The following is a 24,952-nucleotide window of genomic DNA, read 5'->3' on the forward strand; positions in this document are numbered from 1 at the left end:
CCATTTTGCGGGGATTCAAGGCTGAATCTGCCTGTGGCTTCTGTCACGGTAGATGCCTATCGGTTCCTCTGGCTACACGTCGCGGACTGTCGGTCCGGTAAGTAAACCAACGATCTGCCGGTAGGCTCGCCGCATGCCTCGGAATGCCGGCGACCGACGAGTCGCCCTCGTCACGCTGGGCTGCGCGCGCAACGAGGTCGACTCCGAAGAGCTCGCCGGCCGGCTCGCCGGCGACGGCTGGGAACTGGTCGACGCCTCGGACGCGGACGTCGTCCTCGTGAACACCTGTGGGTTCGTCGAGCAAGCCAAGAAGGACTCGGTCGACACCCTGCTGGCCGCCTCCGACAGCGGCGCGAAAGTCGTCGCGGCCGGCTGCATGGCCGAGCGGTACGGCAACGAGCTGGCCACCGCGCTGCCGGAGGCCGACGCGGTGCTGGGCTTCGACGACTACACGAACATCTCCGACCGGCTGAACCGCGTGCTGGCCGGCGAGGAGCTGGAAGCGCACACCCCGCGCGACCGCCGCACGCTCCTGCCGATCTCGCCGGTCGAGCGGTCCACCGCCAACGTCGTGGTGCCCGGGCACCTCCCGGACGGTGTCGGTCCCGCCTCCGGCCCCCGCGTCCTGCGTCGCCGGCTCGAGGGCGGCCCGGTCGCTCCGCTCAAGCTGGCCAGCGGCTGCGACCGGCGGTGCGCGTTCTGCGCGATCCCGTCGTTCCGCGGCGCGTTCGTCTCCCGGCGCCCCACCGAGCTCCTCGACGAGGCCCGCTGGCTCGCCGAGCAGGGCGTCCGTGAGCTCGTGCTGGTCAGCGAGAACTCGTCGTCGTACGGCAAGGACCTGGGCGACCCGCGGCTGCTCGAGGCCCTGCTGCCGGAGCTCGCCGCGATCCCCGGCGTCGTCCGGGTGCGGGTCTCCTACCTGCAGCCGGCTGAGACCCGGCCGTCGCTGGTGAAGGTCATCGCCGAGACGCCCGGCGTCGCCGCGTACTTCGACCTCTCGTTCCAGCACTCCAGCGAGCCGGTGCTGCGCCGGATGCGCCGCTTCGGCTCCACCGAGCGCTTCCTGGAACTGCTGGCCACGGCGCGGGAGCTCGCCCCCGAGGCCGGCGTCCGCTCGAACTTCATCGTCGGGTTCCCCGGCGAGACCAAGGCCGACGTCGCCGAGCTGGCCCGGTTCCTGACCGAGGGCCGGCTCGACGTCGTCGGCGTCTTCGGGTACTCCGACGAGGACGGCACCGAGGCCGCGACGCTACCCGACAAGATCCGGCGCGACACGATCGACCGCCGGTTCGACCGGATCTCCCGGCTCGCCGAGGAGCTCACCGCCCAGCGGGCCGAGGAGCGCATCGGCACCACCGTCGAGGTCCTCGTCGAGGCCGTCGCCGACGACGGCACGGCTGAGGGCCGCGCCGAGCACCAGGCGCCCGAGGTCGACGGTTCGGTCACGCTCCGCGGCGACTGTCCGGTGCTGGGCCGCCTCGCCGTCGGCGATCTCGTCCGGGCCCGGGTGACCGGCAGCCTGGGTGTCGATCTGGACGCCGACGTGCTCGCCGTCGTCGACCGGGCCGGTGTCGGGCCGGTAGCGGATGCCCGGGTGCCCGTCGGCACTGGCGGATGAGCGACGTGGCGACCGGCGCGACGCCGTCCGGAGCCGCGCCCAAGCGGCAGGCGCCGCTGCTGAACATCGCGAACGTCCTCACCGCGCTGCGCATCGTGCTGGTGCCGGTCTTCGTGGCCGCGCTCGTCGTCTCGGACGGCACGCACCGGGGCTGGCTGCTCGCCAGCGCCGCGCTGTTCCTGATCGCGTCGATCACCGACTACTGGGACGGCTGGATCGCCCGGGCCCGCGACCTCGTGACGCCGTTCGGCGCGATCGCCGACCCGATCGCCGACAAGGCGCTCACCGGGGCCGCGCTGATCGGGCTCTCGGCGTACGACCTGCTGCCGTGGTGGGTCACGGTCATCATCCTGATCCGCGAGTGGGGCATCACCGCGCTGCGGTTCGGCGTGCTGCGCCACGGCGTGATCCCGGCCAGCCGGGGCGGCAAGCTCAAGACGTTGCTGCAGGTGATCGCGATCATCTGGTACCTGTGCCCGATCACCGGCCCGATCGACTGGGTCGGGACGATCCTGATGGGCGCCGCGTTCGTTCTCACGGTCGTCACCGGCGCCGACTACGTCGTCCAGGCCCTGGCCCTGCGTCGGAAGGCCCGCGAAGCTGCCGCCCGAGGCGGCGCCGGTGACTGAGCCGACCGCGGCCGGTGTTCTCGCCGCCCTCCGGGCCCGCGGCGAGACCCTGGCCACCGCGGAGTCGCTCACCGGCGGGATGCTCGCCGCCCACCTCGTCGACGTGCCCGGCGCCTCCCGGGTGTTCCGCGGCGGCCTGGTGCCGTACGCCACCGACCTGAAAGCGACGCTCGTCGACGTCGAGAAGGGGCTGCTCGACCGCCTCGGACCGGTCGCCGCCGACGTCGCCATGGCCCTCGCCGAGGGCGCGCGACGGCGGTGCGGAGCCGACTGGGGGCTGGGCACGACCGGCGTGGCCGGGCCCGACCCGCAGGACGGGAAACCGGCCGGGACGGTCTTCGTGGGCGTGGCCGGGCCCGACGGGCCACCCGCCGTCCGGGCACTGCACCTGAGCGGGGACCGCGCGGCGATCCGCGCCGCGACCGTCGACGAAGCGCTGGCCCTGCTGGCCGGGAAGCTCGACGGCACGGCGGACGTTACGGACTCTGATGCTTGATGCAGACGAATTCCGACCGGTAACCGACCGACAGGTAAACCGCCAGCGGTTACGCCCTCGGCAAACGCCGACGCCCCGACGGCCCGTCACCGTGCCTCACGCTGGTCGCTCGGAGTACGGTGACGCCATGCCTGATCCCTGGCAGCTGCGCGAGAGGGGTGCCTGATGGTCCTGCTACGACGGATCCTCGGCGACACGCTGCGGTCGCAGCGGCTCGCCCAGCGACGCACTCTTCGCGAGGTCTCCTCGGCTGCCAAGGTCAGCCTCGGTTACCTCTCCGAGGTCGAACGCGGTCAGAAAGAAGCTTCCTCCGAGCTGCTCTCGTCGATCTGCGAGGCGCTCGGAGTTCCGCTCTCCGAGGTCCTGCGCGACGTGAGCGACACGCTCGAGGTCGCCGAGACGGCGCCCGCGGCGCTCAACGCGGTCAACTCCGTCAACGCGGTGGAGCCGGTCGCGGCGCTCGCCGGTGCGGCCGTCGGCGGCGACGGAGCCGAGCTCGAGGTCGTCGGGGCCGGTCCCAGCCGCCTCGAGGTCCACCTCGACCACGGCCACCACCTCGACAGCCACCTCGACAATCACTTGGACACGCGCGCCCGGCACCGGGTCGTCGCCGCCGCGTGAGCCTGCTCGACGAGGGCGAGACCCGCGGCACGCGGGTCCGGGCCGGGAACGCGATGGGGCGTACCCGGGCGTCGCTGCTCGACGCGGCCGTCCGGCTGGTCGCCGAGCGCGGCACCCGGCGGACGTCGATGACCGACATCGCCCAGGCCGCCGGCATCGCCAAGGGCACGCTCTACAACCACTTCCGCAACAAGGACGAGGTCTTCGCCGCGCTGGTCGAGGCCGAGATCGTGCTGATCGCCGACCAGTGCCGGGGCCTGCCGCTGGAGGACGCCCTGGCGGTGGCGGCCATCCGGCTCGACACCCACCCGGCGTTGCGTCGGGTTGCCGACGACGACCCGGCGTCGCTGGCCGGGCTGGCCGGGGCACCCCCGGAGGCGGCCGGCTGGCGCGCGGCCCGGGCCGCGGCCGCCGACGCGCTCACCGCGAGCGGGCGTGACCCGCGGGGCGCCGAGCTGGTCGTCCGCTGGCTGGCCAGCCACATCGGCGCGCCCGACCCGGGCGACGCCGAAGCGAGCGCGAGGTTGCTCTCCGCAGTCCTTCCGCTGCGAACCCTGGCAACGGTCTGACCCTGACGCCTACCCTGAGGTTGACCCTGAGCCTGGTCCCGGTCAGGTGACGATGGTGCGTGGGCCTGAGACGATAGGGGAAACGCACCGCATGTCGAGGGTCGAGCACGACTGGTGAACCGGCCGGCTCTGCCGCGGCCGGCTCCGGCCTGGTCGCACGCGCCACAGGGAGTTGAGGACACCGATGGCCAACCCGATCATCAAGGCCTGGAAGTACTTCATGGCGTCACTCGGCGCCAAGGTCGACGAGCACGCCGACCCGAAGGTACAGATCGAGCAGGCCATCGACGACGCGAAGAACCAGCACCGCGCACTCGTCGAGCAGGCCGCGAACGTGATCGGTAACCAGCGCCAGCTCGAGCTCAAGCTCTCCCGCCAGATGACCCAGGTGGAGAAGCTGCAGAGCTCGGCCCGTCAGGCGCTGGTGCTCGCCGACAAGGCCCGGGCCGAGGGCAACGAGCAGCAGGCCACGCAGTACGAGAGCACCGCGACCGCGTTCGCGACCCAGCTGGTCGCGGCCGAGCAGTCGCTGGAAGACCTCAAGACGCTGCACGACCAGGCACTCTCGGCCGCCCAGCAGGCGAAGCAGGCCGTCGACAGCAACGCGATGCTCCTCCAGCAGCGCCTGGCCGAGCGGGCCCAGCTGCTCAACCAGCTCGAGCAGGCGAAGATGCAGGAGCGGGTCGCCGACTCGCTGCAGGGCATGTCGCAGCTCACCGCCTCGGGCAACGTCCCGAGCCTGGACGAGGTCCGGGAGAAGATCGAGAGCCGGTACGCGACCGCGATGGGCCGCTCCGAGCTGGCCCAGAACTCGGTCGAGGGCCGGATGCTCGAGGTGCAGAAGTCCGCGCTCGACATGGCCGGTGCGTCCCGGCTCGAGCAGATCCGGGCGAGCATGGCCGGTGGCCAGCTCGGCCAGGGCCAGAAGGCACCCGCGGTGGGTCCGGCGGCGGCCGCCACTCCGCCGGCCGCGGCCACCAACGGCTCGCTGCCGCTCGCGGAGCAGCGTCTCAAGGAGCTCCGGGACGCCGACGCGGCCTCCGGCCCGCGGCCGCCGGCGTAGGCCATGAGGGGATCCCGGGGGCCGGACGCACGGGCGCTGCACCTCCGCGCCCTGCGGAAGGCCAAGAACAAGGCCCGCACGTGGACGGTGTGGGCGGCGACGCTGGGCGGCTCGGCGTTGGTCGCGGTGCCCTACGCCGGCCTGGGCCTGCCCGACATCTTCTGGGCGGGCGCGGCCGGTGGGGCCACCGCGATGGCGATCCTGCGCCGGCGTGACCATCACGAGCTGGCCGCGGCGCCGGTCCCGCTGCCCGAGCCACGTCGCGAGCTGACGATCGGGCAGCGGTTGACCCCGCTGCTCGGCCCGCGGATCGGCGCGCTGCTCGACTTCCCGCACCGGGTGGTGCTCCCGGCGAGTTCACCGGCCTTCGACGCCGCTCGGCGGCTGAACGAGGCCGCGCGGATCCTGCCCGAGATGCTCGACCGGCTCGGCCCCTACCGGGGTGACCTGCCGGCCGAGGCCGAGGCCGCCTACGCGACGTTGAAGGACCTGGGCACCCGCCTCGGGCTGATCGAGCGGACGCTCTCCTCGGCCGCGCCCGAGGCCCGGCCGCAGATCCTGGCCGCGCGTGACGAGCTGGTGGCCCGGTTCGTCGAGGGCGTCGACGCCTACGAGGCGCTGACGATCGCGGCCGCCGAGTGCGTCGCCGCAGTGGCCCGGGGTGGCGACGACAGCTTCTCGTCCCGTCTCACCGAGGCCGCCGACCGCCTGGCCGGACTCTCCTACGGCCTCAACACCGTGCACGACGTCAATCGCGAGGCTGGCATTTAGGGCACCAGAACACGGTTCTTTCGGCGTCGGTGCCCTCGGCGCCGGAGCCGAGCGGGCCGGCCTGGATCCGGGTGCCGCAGCGCAGGCACGGGCGGCCACGCCGTCCGTAGGCGTAGCGCTCCTGGCCGCGGATCAGCGAGCCGGTGGTCGACTGCTCGACCCGCTCGCGGTTCGCGTACAGCAGCCGGTGCGCGATCGTCATCATCGCCGGCAGGTCGGCGACCTCACCGGTCGGCGTCTCCGGGTGGACGCCCCGCAGGAACAGCACCTCGGCCCGGTAGAGGTTGCCGATCCCGGCCAGGTTGCGCTGGTCGAGCAGGGCCAGCCCGATCGGCCGCTGTGGGTTCGTCCGGAGCCGGCGGACGGCCTCGTCGGCGTCCCAGTCCGGCCCGAGCAGATCCGGGCCGAGGTGGCCGACCAGCGACGGCTCGTTGTCGGTGGCGATGACCTCGAGATCGTGCAGCCGGGACCCGACCGCGACCACCGCCTCGGTGGTGAGCACCACCCGCACCTGGTGCCCGGGACTGCGCCAGCGCTGGCCCGGCCGGTAGATCCACCAGTTGCCGTCCATCTTCAGGTGGCTGTGCAGGGTGAGCCCGCCGGTGAACCGGATCAGCAGATGCTTCCCGCGCGGCACGGCCTCGGTCACCGTGCGTCCGGACAGGTCGACCAGCGCGAGCCGCGGGTGCCGCAGATCCGACTTCACGATCCGCTGACCGGCCAGAGCTGCGTGCAACCGGGCCGCGGTCCGGAACACCACATCTCCCTCGGGCATACTCCCTATCCTGACAGCAGACCGGCGGGGCGGCCGGATTCGTTCCTGACGAAGGGGATATGAAGGTCGATGCCGACCCAGCCTGGCTTCCGGTACCGCCGCTCCGCGGTCACCGAGGCGCGTCACGGCCAGGACCGCGTCGTCGCGGTTCGCCGCCGGCCCCGGCGGAAGCTGATCGGCGTGCTCATCGTCATCCTGCTGCTGGTACCGGCCGGCCTGCTCGCCGCGAAGTCGCTTTACGGGACGATGAGCGGCACGGTGGCCGACCCGGAGATCGCCGCCGAGTCGCCCGGCCCGACCGCGCCCCCGCTCGACCCGAACAACCCGTTCGACGGCACCCCGGCCAACACCTACGTCGCTCCGGAGCAGGGCATCGAGGTGCCGACCCCGACGAAGACCGGCTCCTGGGCGGCCAAGGACGTCGCCACGGTGCTGGAGAAGACCAAGGCGGTGCTGATCGCCGCCCGCACCGACCAGGCCGTGCTCGGCGGCGACTCGGCCGACTACGTGAAGGCGCTCGCCCCGAACGTCCGGTCGCAGGTGAAGAAGGCGATCGTCGGCGGCACCGACACGCTGGGCTACGTCACGAACCTCGCCGCCACGTACACGCTGGCCCAGCCGATCCGCGCGGCCGGGTCGCTGACCGTCACGACCGGTGCGCTGAAGCAGCTGATCGTGCGGGCCGACGTGGTGTGGATCTACCCGCTGGCCGGCCCGCTGCCCGCGCAGTCCAAGGGCGCCGGAGTGCGGCTGGTCGTGCTGCACACGGTGGAGAGCTACGAGTGGTTCCCGTCCAAGGGCTTCGCGGACGAGGACCAGGGCGCGCGTCCGGGTGAGGGTGAGCGGGCGGTCTTCAACGCCGACTGTCCGAAGTACCTCAAGGGCGCGCTGGCGCTGCCGAGCACCCCGGTGACCGATCCGGTGAAGGGCAACGAGAAGGTCTTCACCGTCACCACCCCGCTCACGTCGTTCCCGACCGGCTGCTAGTCGCAGGTTCCGATGGTGGCTTCCCGGGCGCGGGATCGGGCCAGGTTCGCGCTGTACCAGGCTTCCTCGGGAGGTAGGCGGTAGAGCACCGGGTCGAGCGCGCAGGCCCGGAGCGGCTCGGGCAGGCGCTCGAGTGCGGGCACGGCGTCCGCCGAGAGGCCCGACAGGTACTCGACGTCGATCCGTCCGCTGTCCTGGTAACGGGCGATGTTGCGGTCGGCGATGAACCCGTCCGGATTGATCGCAGCCAGAGCGAGGAGCGTGAGCGCGCCGGTGGCGAGCACGGCGCGGGGGAGCCAGGGGGCCTCGATCCGGACGCCGGCCGCCGCGATCAGGGCGAACACGACCCCGAGCCAGAGCTCCACGGCCTGCACCAGTACCCGCAGCCGGGTGAAGCCGTAGGCGTCCTCGTAGAGCCACATCCGCCGCAGCGCGGACGCCACCACCAGCACGGCGAGCAGGCACAGCAGGCCGAGGAGCGCGCGCAGCGCGGTCCGGTCCCCGCCGGTCTCCCGGGCCGCGACCCGGATCACGACCGCCACCACCAGCAGGGTCAGGACGGTCACCGCGAGCAACTGCCAGAACCCCTGCCGCGCGTAGTCCGCGTAGGTCAGGCCCGCGGTCCGGCGCACGTAGCGGTCCCCGTCCGCCAGAACCACGAGTTGGACGCCGACGAAGCAGGCGAAGAGCAGGTTCAGCGCGGTGAGCGGAACCGCCCACTCGAGGCGCGGACGGGTCCGGCGCTTCGCCGGCGCGAGCGCGTCGAAGTCGGGAGCCTGATGGGCGAGCGTGGCCGCGACCAGCGTTACGCCGGTGACCAGCGTGAACAGGATCACGCGGCCGACGCCCGGGCCCGGCTCGGGCCGGGGGAGCAGGTCGCCGACCAGACCGGCGAACACCGGGTCGGCGCCGGCGAACAACGCGCCGAACACGACCAGCAGGGCCGCCGAGATCGCGCCGATGGCCAGCGCGCGCCCGAACCCGTGCCGCTTGAAGCGCGCGGAGCCGCGGGCCGTCCAGGTGGCGGTGCGGATCGGGGCGGTGAGCGGGGAGAGCAGGCCGAGGAGGAGACCGGTCCAGGTGCGCCCGGCGGTGACCGCGAGGATGCCGGTGCCGAGTGCGGCCAGTAGACACAGCCCGACCAGCCAGTCGGCCGCCCGCACGGCCGCGACGCCCGCGAGCGCGACGGTGAGCGCGGCGAAGAGCAGTTGGCGGGGTTTTGGTGGTGATGGGCGGGTGGCCAGGGCGGCGAGCGTGACCGCGGTGGTGGCGAGCAGGGCTCCGAGGCCGAGCTGATCGGTGGCGAGCGTGGTGGCGCCGACGACTCCGGCGCCGGCCGCGGCGATCAGCACGCGCCTGGGGGCGCCGTCGGTCGTGAGCGGCCAGACGCGATCGGCCCAGAGTGGCGGGACGGGCTGGGGCTGCCCCCACGGCGAGCCGCCCGCGCTTCCGGGGGCGGTTGTGCCGGCTTTTCGGGCCGCGGCGGCCGCTTCGGCCAGCACCCCGCGTGCCGTGGTGCCCCCGCGAGGCGGTGCGCTGTCCGCGTCCGGGGCGTCCGACGGTGACGGGGGATCGGTGGGGTCCTGCTCGGGCACGGGATCTCCTTCGGATCAGGCTGTTTCGGGCACAGCGACATCGCCGCCTGCCGGCAGCGACACGCGAACGAATCAAGCGGGCAGCGTCACCTGGATCCGGCAGCCCGGGCCGGCGTCGGCGACCGAGATCGTGCCGTCGTGGAGCTCGACCGCCCACCGAGCGATCGCCAGCCCCAACCCCGTCCCCCCGTCCCGGGCGGTACCGGGCGTCGACCCCCGGCTGAACCGGTCGAACACCCGGGTCCGCTCGGCCGCCGGGATCCCCGGCCCCTCGTCGGTGACCTCGAGCAGCAGCCCGACCCCCCGCCCGCTCAACGCGGGCAACCCCCGGGCCCGGACCACCACCCGCCCACCCTCCGGACTGTGCCGAGCCGCGTTGTCCAGCAGATTCGCCACGACCTGGTGCAGTCGCGCCTCGTCCGCGTTCACCTCGAGGTCGGACGGCAGCACGTCGACGTCCAACCGCACGTTCGTTCCGACGGACGCGGCCTCGACGGCCGCGGTCAAAAACGGCCCGAGCTTCACCGGGCGACGCCGCAGCGGCGAGACCCCGGCGTCGAGCCGGGACAGGTCCAGCAACTCGGAGACGAGCTTCGAGAGCCGCTCGGTCTGGCCGAGCGCCGCCCGCAGGGTGGCCGGATCGGGCGACGCGAGCCCGTCGACGAGGTTCTCCAGCACCGCCTGCAGGGCGGTGATCGGCGTCCGGAGCTCGTGCGAGACGTTCGCGATCAGCTCCCGCCGCTGGCGGTCGGCGGTCTCGAGGTCCTCGGCCATCCGGTTGAACGCCCGGGCCAGCTCGCCGACCTCGTCCCGGGACGACGTCGAGACGCGCTGGCTGTAGTCACCGCGGCTCATCGTCCGGGCGGCCGCGGTCATCGCCCGGATCGGCGCGGTCGTGCCGTGGGCCAGCAGCTGCGACGTGACCAGCGCGACGGCCAGCGCGGTGATCGTCGTCCACGGCGGCAGCCAGCCGATGCTCAGGATGAACACCGCGAACCCGGCCGCACCCGACCCCACCAGCAGGATCGCCAGCTTGAGCTTGATCGACCGGATCCGTCCGAGCGGCTCCGGGAGCTTGCGCAGGCGGCCCGCCACGACGTGCCAGAGCTTCATCGGGCCGACTCCCAGGCGTACCCGACGCCGTGCACGGTCCGGATCCGGTCCCCGCCCACTTTCCGACGCAGCGCCTTGATGTGGCTGTCGACGGCCCTGCTCCCGGCGCCGTCGGTCCAGCCCCACACCGTGGCCAGCAGCTGCTCCCTCGGCAGCACCGCCCGGGGCCGGGACGCCAGACACACGAGCAGCTCGAACTCGGTCCGGGTCAGGTGCACTTCGTCGGAGCTCACCCAGACTCGGCGCTCGGTGAGGCTGACCTCGACGTCGTCGATCGTGAAGCGGTCCCCGGCCGGGGCGTTGAGCTCGGCCGCCCGGTCGATGCGCCGCAGCAGCGCGTGGGTGCGGGCGACCAGCTCTCGCATGCTGAACGGCTTGGTCAGGTAGTCGTCGGCCCCCACCGCCAGCCCGACCAGCAGATCCGTCTCGGCGTCCCGCGCGGTGAGCATCAGCACCGGCACCGCGCGGACCGCCTGGACCCGGCGGCAGACCTCCAGACCGTCGTACCCGGGCAGCATGATGTCGAGGACGATCAGGTCGTGCGGGTCGGCCACGAACGCGGCCACCGCGGCCGGCCCGGTGCCGGCCAGCTCCACCGCGAACCCCTCCGCCCGCAGCCGGGTCGCGATCGACTCGGCGATCGTCTGCTCGTCCTCGACCACGAGAACCCGCCGCTCGCTCATGGGGCTCACCGTAGGACCCGGTGGTGGGGGAGGGGCGCGCGCGATGTGGAGATCCTGTGGAGGTTAGGCGTCCCGCCGGAGCAGAACCGCGCCGCCGACGGCCAGCAGCCCGGCGACCCACAGCGTCAGGACGACCGCTCCGGCCGACGGGGACAGCAGGTGGATCGGCCCGCTGTCGCGACTCTCGGTGTACAGCGCCTGGGCCGCGGCCAGCGGCAGGTACTTGAGCGTGTGGTCCTCCACCGACTGGGACATCGTCGCGGGCAGCAGGGCGGGGATGATCAGGAACATCGAGACGAACACCGTGATCGCCCCGGCGCTGTGCCGGAGCGCCAGCCCGATCCCCAGCCCCATCAACGCCGCCGCCACCGGATACAGCGCGGCCCCGAGAATCGGCCGGAGGGCCACCGGCGCGCTGTCGTCGCCGAGGAACGCCTGCGCGAGGACGAAACTCGCGACGCTCACGGCCAGCGTGATCGGGGTGAGCAGCGCGATCAGCAGCGCGCCCTTGCCGGCCAGCACCGGCCACCGCCGCGGCACCGCGGTCAGCGTCGACCGCATCGTCCGCTGCCCGTACTCCCCGGTCGCCTGGAGGACGCCGAACACGCCGAGGATCAGCGCCAGCAGGTCGATGCCCAGGTACGTCACGTCGACGGCCTGGGCCCGGGTCGCGGTCTCCTCCCCGGCCCGGATCGCGCCCTCGTACCCGTAGCCGAACGCCCCGGCCAGCCCCACGGTCAGCAGCGCGCCCACGACCAGCGTCACCCAGTTCGACCGCAGCGACCGCGTCTTGATCCACTCGGACTTCATGCGTACTCCACCGCTTCCCTGGTCAGGTCCATGTACGCCTCTTCCAGCGAGGCGCGGTGCGGGGTGAGCTCGGTCAGCGCGAGCCGTTCGTCGCGGGCGACGTCCCCGATCTCCGCGGCGGTGAGCCCGCGGACGGTGAGTGCCCCGGTCGCGTCGGTCTCGACCGACGCTCCCCGACGGGTCAGCGCGTCGGTCAGCCCGGAGTCCGGGGACCGCACCAGCACGCTGCCGACCTGCACCCGGTCGATCAGCTCGTCCACGCCGGTGTCGGCCAGCAGCCGGCCCCGGCCGATGATCAGCAGGTGCTCGGCGGTGACCGCCATCTCGCTCATCAGGTGGCTGGAGACGAGCACGGTCCGGCCCTCGTCGGCAAGATCGCGCAGCAGCGTGCGGATCCACAGCACGCCGTCCGGGTCGAGCCCGTTCACCGGCTCGTCGAGAATGACCACCTCGGGGTCGCCGAGCAGCGCGGCCGCGATGCCGAGCCGCTGCGACATCCCGAGCGAGTAGCCGCCGGCCCGCCTTCTGGCGGCCGTGCTCATCCCGACCAGGTCCAGCACCTCGGTGATCCGGCTGCGCGGAATCCGGTGGGTCTCGGCCAGCGCGTGCAGGTGCGCGTACCCGCTCCGGCCTTTGTGGAGCTGAGAGGCGTCCAACATCGCGCCTACGTGCCGGAGCGGAGACCGGAGGGCGGCGTACGGCCGGCCGTTCACGGTCGCCGCGCCCGACGTCGGGCGGTCCAGCCCGACGATCATCCGCATGGTCGTGGATTTTCCGGCCCCGTTGGGGCCGAGGAATCCGGTGACGCGGCCCGGTTTCACGGTGAACGTGAGCCCGTCCACCGCGACCGTGCCGCCGTAGCGTTTCGTCAGTGCGTCGAGTTCGATCATGTCCTCAGTCGACTCCGCGCGGGCCGTGGTGCGGCAGACCGGAACGTCGCGGTCTTCGGCCGGCCGATGCGACTTTCGTCGGTTCCGTTCGCGAGCCGGTGCGCCGTACGGTTTCCGGGTGAGCCGACGGTCCCTGAGCGACCTGCTGGCGGTCGCGGCGGCCGTGGTCGTCGCGGTGCTGCTCGTGCGTGGGTCGCCGCCGCCGTTGCGGGCGTTCGGCGGCGGGATGCTCGTCGTCCAATGCGCTCTCGCCGCGGTGCTGCTGCTCCGGCGGCGCGCGCCGGTCGCGGTCGGCTGGCTGCTGGCCGCGGCCACCGCGGTACTCGCGGTCGTCGAGGCGGCGGCGCCGCGCTCCCTGGTGTCGGTCGATACGGCGGGGGACGCTTACCCGTGGCTGCCTGCCGCGGCACCGTTCGCGGCCTACGCGGCCACCGCGTTCGGATTTCGACGTGGACTGGGCCCGGCGGCGGTGCTGGTGGTGCTGGCGACCCACTTCTGGGCGCTGCCGCCGGACTCGCCGTGGCTGCTGCAGGGCGTGCTCTTCGCCGGGGGACCGGCGCTGCTCGGCCTGTACGTGGCGGCCCGGCGGCGGCTGCTGGCGTCGCTGGTCGAGCGCACCGAGCGGGCCGAGCGGGAGCGGCACCTGCTGGCCGAGCAGGCCCGCGCGGAGGAGCGGTCGGCGCTGGCGGCCGAGATCCACGACCTGGTCACGCACCGGGTGAGCCTGATGGTGCTGCAGGCCGGCGCGCTGCGGATCAGCGCGGATCAGCCGGAGACCCGGGCCGCCGCCGACGAGATCCGGGAGACCGGAGCCCAGGCGCTGACCGAGCTGCGTGAGGTGATCGGGCTCCTGCGCGAGCCGCCCGCGGCGCTCCTCGCCGCGGCCGAGGTCGGTGAGGCGCCGCCCGGCCGTCTCTCCGCGCTGGTGGGGGAGTCCGGCGTGCAGGCCGTGCTGGTCGAGGACGGCGATCCGGGCCGGGTGCGGCCGGTGGTGGGGCGGGCCGCGTACCGGGTCGTCCAGGAGGCGCTGACGAACGTTCGCAAGCACGCGCCGGGGGCGGCGGCGACCGTGACCCTGCGGTACCGGCCGGAGGGTGTGCAGGTCAGCGTCCGCAATGGCCCGGCGGCCGCGCCGCCGGATCCGGCCGTCGTGGGCTCGGGCACCGGGCTTCTCGGCCTGCGTGAACGGGTCGAACTGCTCGAGGGGTCGCTGAAGGCCGGGCCGTGCGACGACGGCGGGTTCCTGCTCGAGGCTCGGCTACCGGCGTGATCCGGGTCCTGGTGGTCGACGACGAGCCGATGGTCTGCGCGCACCTGCGGACGATCCTCGACTCGGCGCCGGATCTCGAGGTCGTCGACCAGGCGCACGACGGCGCGGCCGCGGTCGAGGCGGTCATCCGGCACCGGCCCGACGTCGTCCTGATGGACCTGCGGATGCCCGGGGTCGACGGCCTGGTCGCGATCGAGCGGCTCGGGCGCCTGTCGTCGCCGCCGGTGATCGTCGTCCTGACGACGTTCGACGCCGACCACTACGTGACCAGGGCCCTGCGCGCCGGCGCGGCCGGGTTCCTGGTCAAGTCGACGCCGCCGGAGGACCTGATCGGGCTGGTCCGCGTGGCCGCCGACGGTCACACCGTGCTCTCGCCGGTGGCGACCCGGCGGCTGCTCGACGGGGCCGGGGAGCGCGAGCGCGCCCGGGCGGTCGTCGACGGGCTCACCGAGCGGGAGACGCAGGTGCTGGCGTGCCTCGGCAGCGGGATGTCGAACGCGCAGATCGGTGCGCGGCTGTTTCTGGCCGAGGCCACGGTGAAGGGGTACGTGTCCCGCCTGATGCTCAAGCTGGCCTGCGCCAACCGCACCCAGGCCGGCCTACTGGCCCAGCAGCTGGATTTACGACCGTAGTCGGAGTCCCCTCGGGGTTGGGCGGAAGCCGGCGGCTTCCAAGGCGTCGGCCAGGGGGCTGCCGCCGACGTGGGTGCCGTCGGCGCGTTCGACGGCCAGGCTGCCGAGCCACCCGGCCCGGACGGCGTCGCCGAGCGCACCGGCGGCCAGCGCCAGCACGGCCGGATCGTCGCCGTAGGAGAGCAGGGTCTTGCCGCCCCGCTCGACGTAGAGCGTGAGCGCGCCGTCCACGAGCACGACCACCGCCCCGGCCTTCCGCCCGGCCTGATGCCCCCGTCCGCGCCCCCGGCCCTCGCCGCCCGGCCGCGCGCCTTCCGCGCCGGGGCCCGCAGTCACGCCGCTCCGAGCGGCCGCGCTGCCACTCCCAGGCTCGTCGCGGCCGGGCGCCAGGTCCGCGCTAGCGCCATCGGCCGAGGTGCCTCGGCCGGGCCACGGCAGGGCCGCGCCGTACGGGTTGGCCGGGTCGGTCGCGGCCAGCACCACGGCCTGCGGCGCCCGCTCGTCCGCCTCCAGCTCACTCGCCGTCGACCGGAGACGCTCCACCGCCCCGGGCTCGGCGAACTGCGCCCCACCCAGCCCCTCGACGAAGTACCCGCGCCGGACCCGGCCGGTGTCCTCGGCCGCTCCGAGCACCCGGTACAGCGCCCCGAACCCACCGGTCAGCCGCTCCGGCCCCACCGTGCCGCGCACCACGACCCCGTACCGGTCGAGCATCACCTCGGCCGCCGCGTGCGTCCGCCGGGTCGTGTCGAGCTCGAGCTCCGGCACCAGCGACCACCGCCCGGCCATCGTCGGCGGTCCGGTGCGGCTCGGCATCGTCGGCCGCGCCGGACGGGCCGCGCCACCGGTCAGCCCACCCAGGCTGCCGCGCGTCGGACGGCGGAACCGGCTCGCCGGAGCGGCCCGGCGGACCGGATGGCGGGTCTTCCCGCCGTTCTGCAGGGCCCGCAGCGGCGCCAGCGTGTCGTTCGTGACGACGCCGGCCCACACGAGGTCCCACACCGCCGCCGCCAGATCGGCGTCGTCGGTCGTGCCGGCGACCGCCCCGACCGCGTCCGACAGGTTGCGGAAGAACAGCGCCCGGCCGCCGTCGAGCGCACCGATCACCGCCTCGTGCAGCGGCGTCGCGCTGTACTCGGCGGGCGGTGCCAGCAGCAGCGGAGCGGCGTCGGCGTAGGCCAATGTCACCCACCCGTCGTTGCCGGGCAGCGACCCGGCCCCGCTCCACACCACCTCGCCGGCCGCGCACAGCTCGTCGAGCAGCGCGGGGGAGTAGTTCGGCACCCGGGACGCCATGATCAGCTGCTCCAGCGCCGACGCCGGCACCGCGAGCCCCTGCAACTGCTCGACCGCGCGCAGCACCGCGTCGGCCGCCCCGAGCCGCGGGCTCGCCGAGCCGCCCGCGCCCCGCCCGCCGGACCCGCGCCCGGCCGGAGCCGGGCGGGCCGCGCTCACCTGCTGCCAGCGGGCCAGGAACGTCGCGTAGGCCTCCGGCCCGACCGGCTCGACCTCCTTGCGCAGCGCGGCCAGCGACCGCCGGCGCAGCGTCCGCAGCACCTCGGCGTCGCACCACTCGGTGCCGGCGCCGTCCGGCCGGAACTCGCCCGACGTCACCCGCCTGCTCGCGGCCAGACGTTGCAGCGCGCCCTGCACGACCGCGACGCCCAGCCCGAACCGCTCGGCGCACTCGGCCGCCCGGAACGGGCCGTGTGTGCGCGCGTACCGGCTGACCAGGTCGCCGAGCGGGTCACGCACCGGCTCGGTGAACGCCTCCGGCACCCCGACCGGCAACGCGACGCCGAGCGCGTCACGCACCCGGCCGGCGTCCTCGATCGCCAGCCAGCGCTCCTCGCCGGCGATCCGCACCCGGATCACCCGCCGGGCCGCCTCCAGCTCGGTGAGCCACTCGGCGGTGCTGCCTCGCCGCTGCGCTTCCGCCGTGGTGAGCCCGCCGAGCACACGGAGCAGGTCGGCGGTCGAGTCGACGTCGTACGCCTTGCGCTCGTCGGTCAGCCGCTGCAACTGCTGCTCGGTCTCGGTGATGACCGCCGGATCGAGCAGCTCGCGCAGCTCGGCCCGCCCGAGCAGCTCCGAGAGCAGGGACGAGTCGAGCGCGAGCGCCTGGGCCCGGCGCTCGGCCAGCGGAGCGTCCCCCTCGTAGAGGAAGGCCCCGACGTACCCGAACAGCAGCGACCGCGCGAACGGAGACGGCGCGGGGGTCTCGACCTCGACCACCCGCAGCGCGCGCGACTGCAGGTCGCGGGCGAGCCCGACGAGACCGGGGACGTCGAAGACGTCCTGCAGACACTCCCGCATCGTCTCCAGCACGATCGGGAACGACCCGAATTCCGACGCCACCCCGAGCAGCTGAGCGGCCCGCTGGCGCTGCTGCCACAGCGGGGTCCGCCGCCCGGGGTTCCGGCGGGGAAGCAGCAGCGCGCGCGCCGCGCACTCCCGGAACCGGGCCGCGAACAGCGCGGACCCGCCGACCTCGTCGGTGACCAGCGGCTCGATCTCGTCCGGCTCGAACAGCGCGAGGTCGGCGGTCGGCGTGGCCAGGTCGCCGGTGACGTCGGGCAGCCGCAGCACGATGCCGTCGTCGGAGTGCAGTGCCTGGACGTCGAGGCCGGTGCGCTCACGCAGCCGGGCCGCGATCGCCAGCGCCCACGGCCCGTTGACCGGCGTCCCGAACAGAGAGTGGACGACGACCCGCCAGTCGCCGAGCTCGTCGCGGAACCGCTCGACGAGGATCGTCCGGTCGTCGGGGAGCCGCCCGGTGGCCTCCCGCTGCTCGTTCAGGTAGGCGAAGAGGTTCGTGGACGCGCGCTCGTCGAGGCCGGCCGCCGCCGCGCGGGCCTTCGCGGCCACGTCGTCCAGGCTGGACAGCTCGCGGAGGAACCCGCCGATCGCCCGGCCCAGCTCGACCGGCCGGCCGGCCGTGTCGCCCTTCCAGAACGGCATGCGGGCCGGCTGCCCCGGCGCCGGGGTGACCAGCACCCGGTCGTGCGTGATCTCCTCGATCCGCCAGGAGGTCGACCCGAGCAGGAACACGTCGCCGACCCGCGACTCGTAGACCATCTCCTCGTCGAGCTCGCCGACCCGGCGCCCCGGCTCCCCGGGCTGCCCGACGATGAAGACGCCGAACAGCCCGCGGTCGGGGATCGTGCCCCCACTGGTGACGACCAGCCGGTGCGCGCCGGGGCGCGCGGTGAGCACGCCGGTCACGCGGTCCCACACCAACCGCGGCCGCAGCTCGGCGAAGTCGTCGGACGGGTATCGACCGGCCAGCATGTCGAGCACCGACTCCAGAGCGGAGTCGGGCAGCTCGGCGTAGGGTGCCGCCCGCCGCACGACCGCGACCAGGTCCGTGACCGTCCACGGCTCCATCGAGACCATCGCCACGACCTGCTGAGCCAGCACGTCGAGCGGGTTGCGCGGATAGCGCATCGCCTCGATGCTCCCGGCGGCCATGCGCTCGGCGACGACCGCGCACGACACGAGGTCGCCCCGATGCTTCGGGAACACGACCCCGCGCGATGCCGCCCCGACCTGGTGCCCGGCCCGCCCGATGCGCTGCAGCCCGGACGCCACCGACGGCGGCGCCTCGACCTGCACGACGAGGTCCACCGCGCCCATGTCGATGCCCAGCTCGAGGCTCGAGGTGGCGACGACCGCGGGCAGGCGCCCCGCCTTGAGGTCTTCCTCGATGTCCCGACGCTCTTCCCGCGACACCGACCCGTGGTGCGCCCGAGCCACGACCGGCGGCGCCCCGGCTGCCGCCCCGGCCTGAGCCATCACCTCAGCCGGCACCCGAGCAGAACGCCCCCCACCACTGTCGCGAGGCCACCCACCAGCCCCAACCCCGGCAACACCCGAAGAACCCCCACCACCGTCCGCCGACCACCCACCAGACCGAGCCCCGGCAACCCCCGAAGAACCCCCACCAACCTCGTCCGACCACCCACCAGACCCGACCCCGGCAACACCCGAAGAAGCCCCACCAACCTCTCCCGCTCCGCCCCCGGCCCCCAGGCCAGGCCCCCCGGCCCGCCCGGCCCCGCCCGGCCCCCCGGCCCCGGCCGCCCCGCCGGCTCTTCGGGACCCCTCTTCCACCCGCTCCTCAGCCAACTCGTTCAAATGCGCACACAACCGCTCCGCCAACCGCCGCGAGTTCGCAAAAACGATCGTCGACCGATGCGCCCGCACCAGATCCAGCACCCGCTCCTCGACAGCCGGCCAGATCGAGTTCCGCCGAGGCGCCCCCAACGCATTCCCGTCCACCTCGCCGCTGGGCTCCCCCAACTGCGACATGTCGTCCACCGGAACCTCGACCGTCAGCTCCACCTGCTTCGCGGCCGGCGGCTGCACGATCGTCACCGGCCGCGCCCCACCCAGGAACCGCGCGACCTCCTCGACCGGCCGCACGGTCGCCGACAACCCGACCCGCTGAGCCGGCGTCTCGAGCAACTCGTCGAGCCGCTCGAGACACAGCGCCAGGTGCGCACCGCGCTTGGTGCCGCACACCGCGTGCACCTCGTCGATGATCACGGTCTCGACGCCCTTCAGCGCCTCCCGGGCCTGCGACGTGAGCAGCAGGAACAGCGACTCGGGCGTCGTGATCAGAATGTCGGACGGAGCCCGCGTGAACGCCCGCCTATCGACCGCCGGGGTATCGCCGCTGCGCATCGCGACCGTGATGTCGGGCGGAGTCTGCCCGAGCCGCTGGGCCGCCTGCCGGATGCCCGCCAGCGGGGCCCGCAGGTTCCGTTCCACGTCCGCCGCCAGAGCCTTGAGCGGACTGACGTACAGCACCCGGCAACGGCGGGAGGCGTCGTCGGGCGGACCCTCGGAGCTCAGCCGATCGAGCGCGGAGAGGAACGCGGCGAGCGTCTTACCGGAGCCGGTCGGCGCCACCACCAGCACGTCTTCGCGCCGGCCGATGGCCGACCACGCGCCGAGCTGCGCCGCGGTCGCGTCCGCGAACGCGGACCGGAACCACGCACGGGCCGGCTCGCCGAACGCTTCGACCGGGTCGGGCCCCGGGAAGGCCCACCGTGATTCGTCATTCACGTCCACCATCGTGCCTCGCCCCTCCGACAAAACCGGGGGACCGAAACGGACCAAGATCCACCCTGAGGTCGACGCACACGAGTTCAACTCACCGTTACGGTCTTAACACGCTGAGCGTTCGAACGGCGGGGGGTCGGTCGGACGGCAGCGTGCAAACCGGGCGAAAGGGCGGTGCGGAGTGTTATCCACCGCGGCAGCAGAGACAGGCGCGCGAACGCCGTGGCGCGACTGACTCGCTGAACGCGTGCACTGCGTCGGACCCACCTCCGACACGGACACACTGCCGAACCCGAACAGCCCGGGTACACGGCACGAGGAAACCACCGCGGGGACGCGGTGATCGGTCGGCAACTGCTGACGGTGCAAAGCCGCCCTGTTACAGGGCCGCGCGGTGAGATCGGTGAGCTGGTCGGATGGGGGTCCGGCTAGTACGACGGCGCTGATCGGACCGGGGGCACCGCACCGGCGGTTCCGTCATCCAGCGGAGAGGGGACGCGGGAGGACCGGAACGTCGGGCTCTGCCGCCTTCGGGCGCCAGGGGTCAGCGGGAAGCACGGCCGTCCAGCGGCTGGGCGGCGGAATCGAGGGGGTTCCGTCGTCCAGCCGCGCCATCAAGGCATTTGCGGAGCAGCCGCCGGCTGGTGTGTGGGGCGCACGACCGACGGACAGGCGCTCGGCTGAGGGCGGTAGTACCAGGGAAACTCCCGTCTCCCGGTACTACCGCCCTTGCCGTGCCAGGAGCCGCTCGCGGTTCGCGGGCCACTCGTCCCGGGTCATCCCGAACACGATCGTGTCGCGCCAGGTCCCGTCGCGCCGGCGCCGATCCCGCCGCAACGCTCCTTCCCGGGTCGCGCCGAGCCGCTCGATCGCGGCCTGCGACCGGAGATTGAGGTCGTCGGTGTGCCAGGTGACCCGCTCCGCGCCGAGAGTGCCGAACGCGTGGTCCAGCAACAGGATCTTCGACTCGGTGTTGACGCCCGTGCGCCACCAGGGCTTGCCCAGGAACGTGTAGCCGATCGCCAGCGACGGCCGCTCCGGCGCGATGTCGTAGAACGAGGTGCTGCCGATCGCCCGGCCGGTACGCACGTCGACCTGCGCGAACGGCACCCGCACCCCGCGCTGGGCGTCGGCCCGCGCGACCTCGACCAGCCGGGTCATCGCCTCCGCGGTCGACGGCACCGCGTGCGGGATGTGCTCGTGCACCTCGGCGTCGCCCGCGTTCGCGACCAGGTCGTCGACATGGTGCGGACCGAGCGGCTCGAGGCGGACGAGCGTCCCCGTGAGCGTGGGAGCGCGGAACCACGGCGTGCGCGGGCCGGACCCGCGGGCGTACGTCGTCAGATAAGAAGGCGTCGGCATCGCCGACAGGTCGGCGGAGGCGACCGGAGCGTCGGCGACGGTGCGCAACGGGAGGAACCCGGCCCAGTAGGGGAGGTCGACGTCCTCGGGTTCGTCTTCGACCACCGCGCCCGGGACCAGCCGATCGCCGACCTTGGCCGACGCCTCGCTGAGCGGGATCGCGAGCACCGCGGTGGCGGCGAGCTCCTTCGGACTCGGCGGCCGGCAGTCGGCGGCCCGGCCGGGCGCGGTGTGGTCGAGCAACGCGTCGAGCACCGTGGTCTTCTCCGCGGGATCGGTGACCGGGCGGGCGAGGCCGTGGACCACCACCGACCGGTAGTCGACCGAGTGGTTGAAGCCGGAGCGTGCGAACACCAGCCCATCGAGCAGCGTGACCGTGACGCAGACCGGCGTCGGGGCCTCCCGCAGCGGCCGGCTGCCGGTGGAACCGTGCACGTAGAGCGTGTCGCCGACCCGGACGTGCAGCGTCGGGATCACCCGCGGCGCGCCGTCGACGACCAGCCCCAGGTGGGCGACCAGCGCCTCGTCGAGGATCGCGTCGATCGTCGGACGGTCGTAGCGTGCGCGGTCGGCGTACCGGGTCGGAATGATCCTGCTCGTCATGCGCTCGCCTCTTCGTTCTGGTACATACTTTGTTTTGTGGCGTCACAATATCGGATCACCGGCTCCGGGGCCGTCGGGATTTCCGCGTCTGTGGAAAACGGGATCCGGGAGGGTGCGCTGCCGCCCGGCGGCGTGCTGCCGCCGGTCCGGCAGCTGGCCGTCGACCTCGGGGTCTCCGCCACGACGGTGGCCGCGGCCTACGCTGACCTGCGCCGACGTGGCCTGGTGGAGACCGGCGGACGCCGCGGGACGCGGATCCGGCCGCGTCCGGCGACCGCTCCGCTCCGCTCCGGCTCGCTCGCCGTTCCGCCGGGCGCCCGCGATCTCTCGTCCGGCGAGCCGGACCTCTCGCTGCTCCCGCCCCTGGGCCCGGTTCTGTCGCGCCTCGACCTCCGTACCACCGGTTATGCGGACGACGCGGTGCTGCCGTCCGTGCGTGCGCTGGCCGCGGAGCGGCTGGCGGCCGACGGGGTGCCGTCCGACGCGCTGACGCTCTGCTCCGGGGCGGCGGACGCGATCGAGCGGGTCCTGGCGACGCGGGTCCGGCCCGGTGACCGCGTGGCGGTGGAGTCGCCGGCCTGGGGAAACCTGCTGGATCTGCTGGCCGCCCTGGGAGTGGAGCCGGTGGGAGTGGCGGTCGACTCGTCCGGGCCGGTGCCTTCTTCTCTGTCGGCCGCGCTGGAGCGGGGGGTGAGCGCGCTGATCGTCACCAGCCGGGCGCACAACCCGACCGGGGCGTCGGTGAGCCCCGAGCGGGCGGCCGCCTTGCGTGCGGTGCTGGCCGGGCGGGACGTGCTGCTGATCGAGGACGACCACGCCGCCGAGCTGGCCGGGGTTCCGCTGGCGTCGCTCGCCGGGTCCGTCGGATCGTGGGCGGTGGTCCGCTCGGTGAGCAAGCCCTACGGGCCGGACCTGCGGTGTGCGCTGGTCGCCGGTGATCCGGTGACCGTCGCGCGGGTCGACGGGCGCCGCCGTCTCGGGCCGGGCTGGGTCAGCCGGCTGACCCAGCAGGTCGTGGCTGCCCTCTGGTCTTCGGACGACGTGGACGTCTGGGTGCAGCGGGCCGCGGGGGTCTACGACGCTCGGCGAGGCGCGCTGGTGGACGCGCTGTGGGGGGTGGGCGTGGAGGCGTGGGGGCGGACGGGGCTGAACGTGTGGGTGCCGGTGGTGGACGAGACGGCGGCGGTGGCGGCTCTGCGGGATGCGGGGATCGTGGTGATGCCGGGTTCTCGGTATCGGGTGCCGGGGGCGGGTTCGTCGGTGGAGGCGGCCGGGGTGGGGACGGCGGGGGTGGGGACAGCGGGGGTGGCGCCGACGGGGGCGGCTGGGGTGGCGCCGACGGGGGCGGCGATCCGGGTGACGACCAGCACGTTGCCGGTGGAGGACGCGCCGGAGGTGGCCGTCGCCATCGCCGCGGCCGCCACCACTCGCCTGCCGGCGCCGCACGCCTGAGCCTGTGCGCGAGCGGGGCGGGTGCGGCGGGGGAGCGGGTAGCCTGGCCGCCGTGCGGCTCACCGAATTCTGGCAGCGGATGGACAACGCCTTCGGGCGCGGCTACTCCCGGTCCATCGCGACCGACCAGGTCCTTTCGACGCTCGGCGGCCGAACCGTGGAGCAGGCGCTGGCCCAGGGAGAAGACGCCAAAGCGGTCTGGCGCGCGGTGCACGCCGCTTTCGAGCTCCCCGCTACTCAGCGTTGATCTTCCCGACACGCCTGGGAGTAGTGTTGCGCGATCGAACATAAGTTCGGTTAACATGGCGGCCTGACGTTGTCCACAGATGCCTGACCGGCGCGCGAAATTGTCGGACCCAGGCTCTAGCGTCAGCCGCGATGAAAACTTCCCGACGACTTCCCAAGGCGGCAGCCATGCCAGCAGCACCTGACCGCGACAAGGCGCTCGAGGTAGCGCTTGCCCAGATCGACAAGCAGTTCGGCAAGGGCTCGATCATGCGCCTCGGCGATGACGACCGCCCGCCGATCTCGTCGATCCCCACCGGCTCGATCGCCCTCGACGTGGCGCTCGGCATCGGTGGCCTGCCGCGCGGTCGTGTCATCGAGATCTACGGTCCGGAGTCCTCCGGTAAGACGACGGTCGCCCTGCACGCGGTCGCGAACGCGCAGGCCGCCGGCGGTATCGCCGCGTTCATCGACGCCGAGCACGCGCTCGACCCGGTGTACGCCAAGGCCCTCGGCGTCGACACCGACGCCCTGCTGGTCTCCCAGCCCGACACCGGTGAGCAGGCGCTCGAAATCGCCGACATGCTGGTCCGCTCCGGCGCGCTCGACATTCTGGTGATCGACTCGGTGGCCGCGCTCGTCCCCCGCGCCGAGATCGAGGGCGAGATGGGCGACAGCCACGTCGGCCTCCAGGCCCGGCTCATGAGCCAGGCGCTGCGCAAGATGACCGGTGCGCTCAGCAACTCCGGCACGACCGCGATCTTCATCAACCAGCTCCGCGAGAAGATCGGCGTCATGTTCGGCTCTCCCGAGACGACGACCGGCGGTAAGGCGCTCAAGTTCTACGCCTCGGTCCGCCTCGACGTCCGTCGCATCGAGACGCTCAAAGACGGCTCCGACGCGGTCGGCAACCGCACCCGCGTCAAGGTCGTCAAGAACAAGGTCTCGCCGCCCTTCAAGCAGGCCGAGTTCGACATCGTCTACGGCCACGGCATCAGCCGCGAGGGCTCCCTGATCGACGTCGGCGTCGAGCAGGCGCTGATCCGCAAGTCCGGCGCCTGGTACACGTACGAGGGAGACCAGCTCGGCCAGGGCAAGGAGAACGTCCGCAAGTTCCTGGTCGACAACCCCGACCTCGCCGACGAGATCGAGAAGAAGATCAAGGAGAAGCTCGGCATCGGTGCGATGGCCGCCGTGGACGTCAATGGTGTGGCGCCGGCGCCGGTCGATTTCTGACGACGCCGGCCGCCTGGCCGGCGTTCCCTCGGGCCGCTGGCTGGCGATGGGAGGGGTTTCCGGCTGTGGGCGGTTCCCGGCCGCAGGTGGGGGCTCAGTGGCGGGCGGGAGCCTGCCGGTGGGCCGGGGTCTGGCGGTCGTCAGGTGTCTGGCCGTGGGCGGGAGCCTGGCGGTTGGTTGAGGTCCCGCACCGGCGGTGGGTCGCTACCCGCACACCGGTGCCGGTGGTGGGTCGTCGTCCGGCAGTCCGTAGTGGCCGGTGGCTCGCGGTGGGCGACAGTCGCTGCTTCGGCGGTGGTGGACGGTTCACCGATGGGCATACCAGAAGCGGCCGCGGTCCAGCGCAGGCCGGGGCCGGTGCTCTCGGCGGCCGGTGGTGGCCGGTCGCTCGCGGTGGTGGCCGGTCGCGGTGAGCGGACGTGCCAGATCGGCGGTGGGCGCGGTCCTGCTCAGGGCCAGCGACTCGGCGCTGGCAGCAGACGGTG

General features: G+C 73.5%; 21 protein-coding genes. 13 read left to right on the forward strand and 8 right to left on the reverse strand.

Annotated features, from left to right (window positions below):
* Nucleotides 1-133: 133 nt before the first annotated feature.
* The 7 genes from rimO to pspM all read left to right on the forward strand — a co-directional run bounded on the left by rimO (nucleotide 134) and on the right by pspM (nucleotide 5,767).
* Nucleotides 134-1,618, forward strand: coding sequence for a 30S ribosomal protein S12 methylthiotransferase RimO (rimO, locus tag FL583_RS12765; RefSeq protein WP_142704803.1), 1,485 nt, complete (start codon nucleotides 134-136; stop codon nucleotides 1,616-1,618).
* Nucleotides 1,615-2,247: a CDP-diacylglycerol--glycerol-3-phosphate 3-phosphatidyltransferase gene (gene pgsA, locus FL583_RS12770; RefSeq protein WP_142704804.1), complete on the forward strand. Its 633-nt coding sequence runs from the start codon at nucleotides 1,615-1,617 to the stop codon at nucleotides 2,245-2,247. The genes rimO and pgsA overlap by 4 nt, the downstream gene beginning before the upstream one ends.
* Nucleotides 2,240-2,743, forward strand: coding sequence for a CinA family protein (locus FL583_RS12775; protein ID WP_205752082.1), 504 nt, complete (start codon nucleotides 2,240-2,242; stop codon nucleotides 2,741-2,743). Before pgsA ends, FL583_RS12775 begins: the two co-directional genes overlap by 8 nt.
* A gap of 165 nt (nucleotides 2,744-2,908) precedes the next feature.
* Entirely contained in the window at nucleotides 2,909-3,364 is a 456-nt protein-coding gene (locus FL583_RS42420; RefSeq protein WP_205752083.1) for a helix-turn-helix domain-containing protein, read from the forward strand.
* Nucleotides 3,361-3,933 carry a TetR/AcrR family transcriptional regulator gene (locus tag FL583_RS12785; RefSeq protein WP_142704806.1) on the forward strand — a complete coding sequence of 191 codons (573 nt, stop codon included), beginning with the start codon at nucleotides 3,361-3,363 and terminating at the stop codon, nucleotides 3,931-3,933. The genes FL583_RS42420 and FL583_RS12785 overlap by 4 nt, the downstream gene beginning before the upstream one ends.
* Before the next feature lie 184 nt (nucleotides 3,934-4,117).
* Complete coding sequence (locus FL583_RS12790) at nucleotides 4,118-4,996, forward strand: PspA/IM30 family protein (RefSeq protein WP_142704807.1); 879 nt, start codon at nucleotides 4,118-4,120, stop codon at nucleotides 4,994-4,996.
* A 3-nt stretch (nucleotides 4,997-4,999) separates the two neighbouring features.
* Nucleotides 5,000-5,767: a phage shock envelope stress response protein PspM gene (pspM, locus tag FL583_RS12795; protein WP_142704808.1), complete on the forward strand. Its 768-nt coding sequence runs from the start codon at nucleotides 5,000-5,002 to the stop codon at nucleotides 5,765-5,767.
* Here pspM and FL583_RS12800 read toward each other — a convergent pair.
* The gene (locus FL583_RS12800; protein WP_142704809.1) at nucleotides 5,745-6,542 is read right to left on the reverse strand and encodes an Fpg/Nei family DNA glycosylase; all 798 of its coding nucleotides are present in this window, start codon (nucleotides 6,540-6,542) and stop codon (nucleotides 5,745-5,747) included. The two genes, pspM and FL583_RS12800, sit on opposite strands and share 23 nt — an antisense overlap.
* Before the next feature lie 69 nt (nucleotides 6,543-6,611).
* Here FL583_RS12800 and FL583_RS12805 point away from each other — a divergent pair, with 69 nt between their 5' ends.
* Nucleotides 6,612-7,529: a hypothetical protein gene (locus FL583_RS12805; protein WP_142704810.1), complete on the forward strand. Its 918-nt coding sequence runs from the start codon at nucleotides 6,612-6,614 to the stop codon at nucleotides 7,527-7,529.
* On the opposite strand, the gene FL583_RS12810 is transcribed toward FL583_RS12805, so the two are convergent.
* The 5 genes from FL583_RS12810 to FL583_RS12830 form a co-directional block, all read right to left on the reverse strand.
* The gene (locus FL583_RS12810; protein ID WP_205752084.1) at nucleotides 7,526-9,124 is read right to left on the reverse strand and encodes a DUF4153 domain-containing protein; all 1,599 of its coding nucleotides are present in this window, start codon (nucleotides 9,122-9,124) and stop codon (nucleotides 7,526-7,528) included. The two genes, FL583_RS12805 and FL583_RS12810, sit on opposite strands and share 4 nt — an antisense overlap.
* Nucleotides 9,125-9,196: 72 nt before the next feature.
* Nucleotides 9,197-10,237, reverse strand: a complete 1,041-nt coding sequence (locus tag FL583_RS12815) for a HAMP domain-containing sensor histidine kinase (RefSeq protein WP_142704811.1) — start codon at nucleotides 10,235-10,237, stop codon at nucleotides 9,197-9,199.
* Nucleotides 10,234-10,920 (reverse strand): response regulator transcription factor, encoded by a 687-nt coding sequence (locus tag FL583_RS12820; protein ID WP_142704812.1) that lies wholly within the window; start codon nucleotides 10,918-10,920, stop codon nucleotides 10,234-10,236. Before FL583_RS12820 ends, FL583_RS12815 begins: the two co-directional genes overlap by 4 nt.
* 63 nt (nucleotides 10,921-10,983) lie before the next feature.
* Nucleotides 10,984-11,730 carry an ABC-2 family transporter permease gene (locus FL583_RS12825; protein WP_142704813.1) on the reverse strand — a complete coding sequence of 249 codons (747 nt, stop codon included), beginning with the start codon at nucleotides 11,728-11,730 and terminating at the stop codon, nucleotides 10,984-10,986.
* Entirely contained in the window at nucleotides 11,727-12,620 is an 894-nt protein-coding gene (locus tag FL583_RS12830) for an ABC transporter ATP-binding protein (RefSeq protein ID WP_142704814.1), read from the reverse strand. The genes FL583_RS12825 and FL583_RS12830 overlap by 4 nt, the downstream gene beginning before the upstream one ends.
* A 118-nt stretch (nucleotides 12,621-12,738) precedes the next feature.
* Between FL583_RS12830 and FL583_RS12835 the strand changes: the two genes are divergently transcribed.
* A complete protein-coding gene (locus FL583_RS12835; RefSeq protein ID WP_205752085.1) occupies nucleotides 12,739-13,890 on the forward strand; it encodes a sensor histidine kinase in 1,152 nt (383 codons plus the stop codon).
* A complete protein-coding gene (locus FL583_RS12840) occupies nucleotides 13,887-14,522 on the forward strand; it encodes a response regulator transcription factor (RefSeq protein WP_142704815.1) in 636 nt (211 codons plus the stop codon). Before FL583_RS12835 ends, FL583_RS12840 begins: the two co-directional genes overlap by 4 nt.
* On the opposite strand, the gene FL583_RS12845 is transcribed toward FL583_RS12840, so the two are convergent.
* A complete protein-coding gene (locus FL583_RS12845) occupies nucleotides 14,511-19,601 on the reverse strand; it encodes a DEAD/DEAH box helicase (protein WP_142704816.1) in 5,091 nt (1,696 codons plus the stop codon). The genes FL583_RS12840 and FL583_RS12845 overlap by 12 nt on opposite strands.
* Before the next feature lie 708 nt (nucleotides 19,602-20,309).
* Nucleotides 20,310-21,554 (reverse strand): bifunctional pyridoxamine 5'-phosphate oxidase family protein/GNAT family N-acetyltransferase, encoded by a 1,245-nt coding sequence (locus FL583_RS40895; protein WP_142704817.1) that lies wholly within the window; start codon nucleotides 21,552-21,554, stop codon nucleotides 20,310-20,312.
* A 36-nt stretch (nucleotides 21,555-21,590) separates the two neighbouring features.
* Between FL583_RS40895 and FL583_RS40900 the strand changes: the two genes are divergently transcribed.
* From FL583_RS40900 to recA, 3 genes are all read left to right on the forward strand, one after another.
* Nucleotides 21,591-23,006, forward strand: a complete 1,416-nt coding sequence (locus FL583_RS40900; RefSeq protein WP_142704818.1) for an aminotransferase class I/II-fold pyridoxal phosphate-dependent enzyme — start codon at nucleotides 21,591-21,593, stop codon at nucleotides 23,004-23,006.
* 52 nt (nucleotides 23,007-23,058) lie between these two features.
* The gene (locus tag FL583_RS12860) at nucleotides 23,059-23,253 is read left to right on the forward strand and encodes a DUF3046 domain-containing protein (RefSeq protein WP_142704819.1); all 195 of its coding nucleotides are present in this window, start codon (nucleotides 23,059-23,061) and stop codon (nucleotides 23,251-23,253) included.
* A 167-nt stretch (nucleotides 23,254-23,420) separates the two neighbouring features.
* Nucleotides 23,421-24,467 (forward strand): recombinase RecA, encoded by a 1,047-nt coding sequence (gene recA, locus FL583_RS12865; RefSeq protein ID WP_142704820.1) that lies wholly within the window; start codon nucleotides 23,421-23,423, stop codon nucleotides 24,465-24,467.
* The last annotated feature ends 485 nt before the right edge of the window (nucleotides 24,468-24,952 follow it).

The organism is Cryptosporangium phraense, assembly GCF_006912135.1.
Classification (GTDB): domain Bacteria; phylum Actinomycetota; class Actinomycetes; order Mycobacteriales; family Cryptosporangiaceae; genus Cryptosporangium; species Cryptosporangium phraense.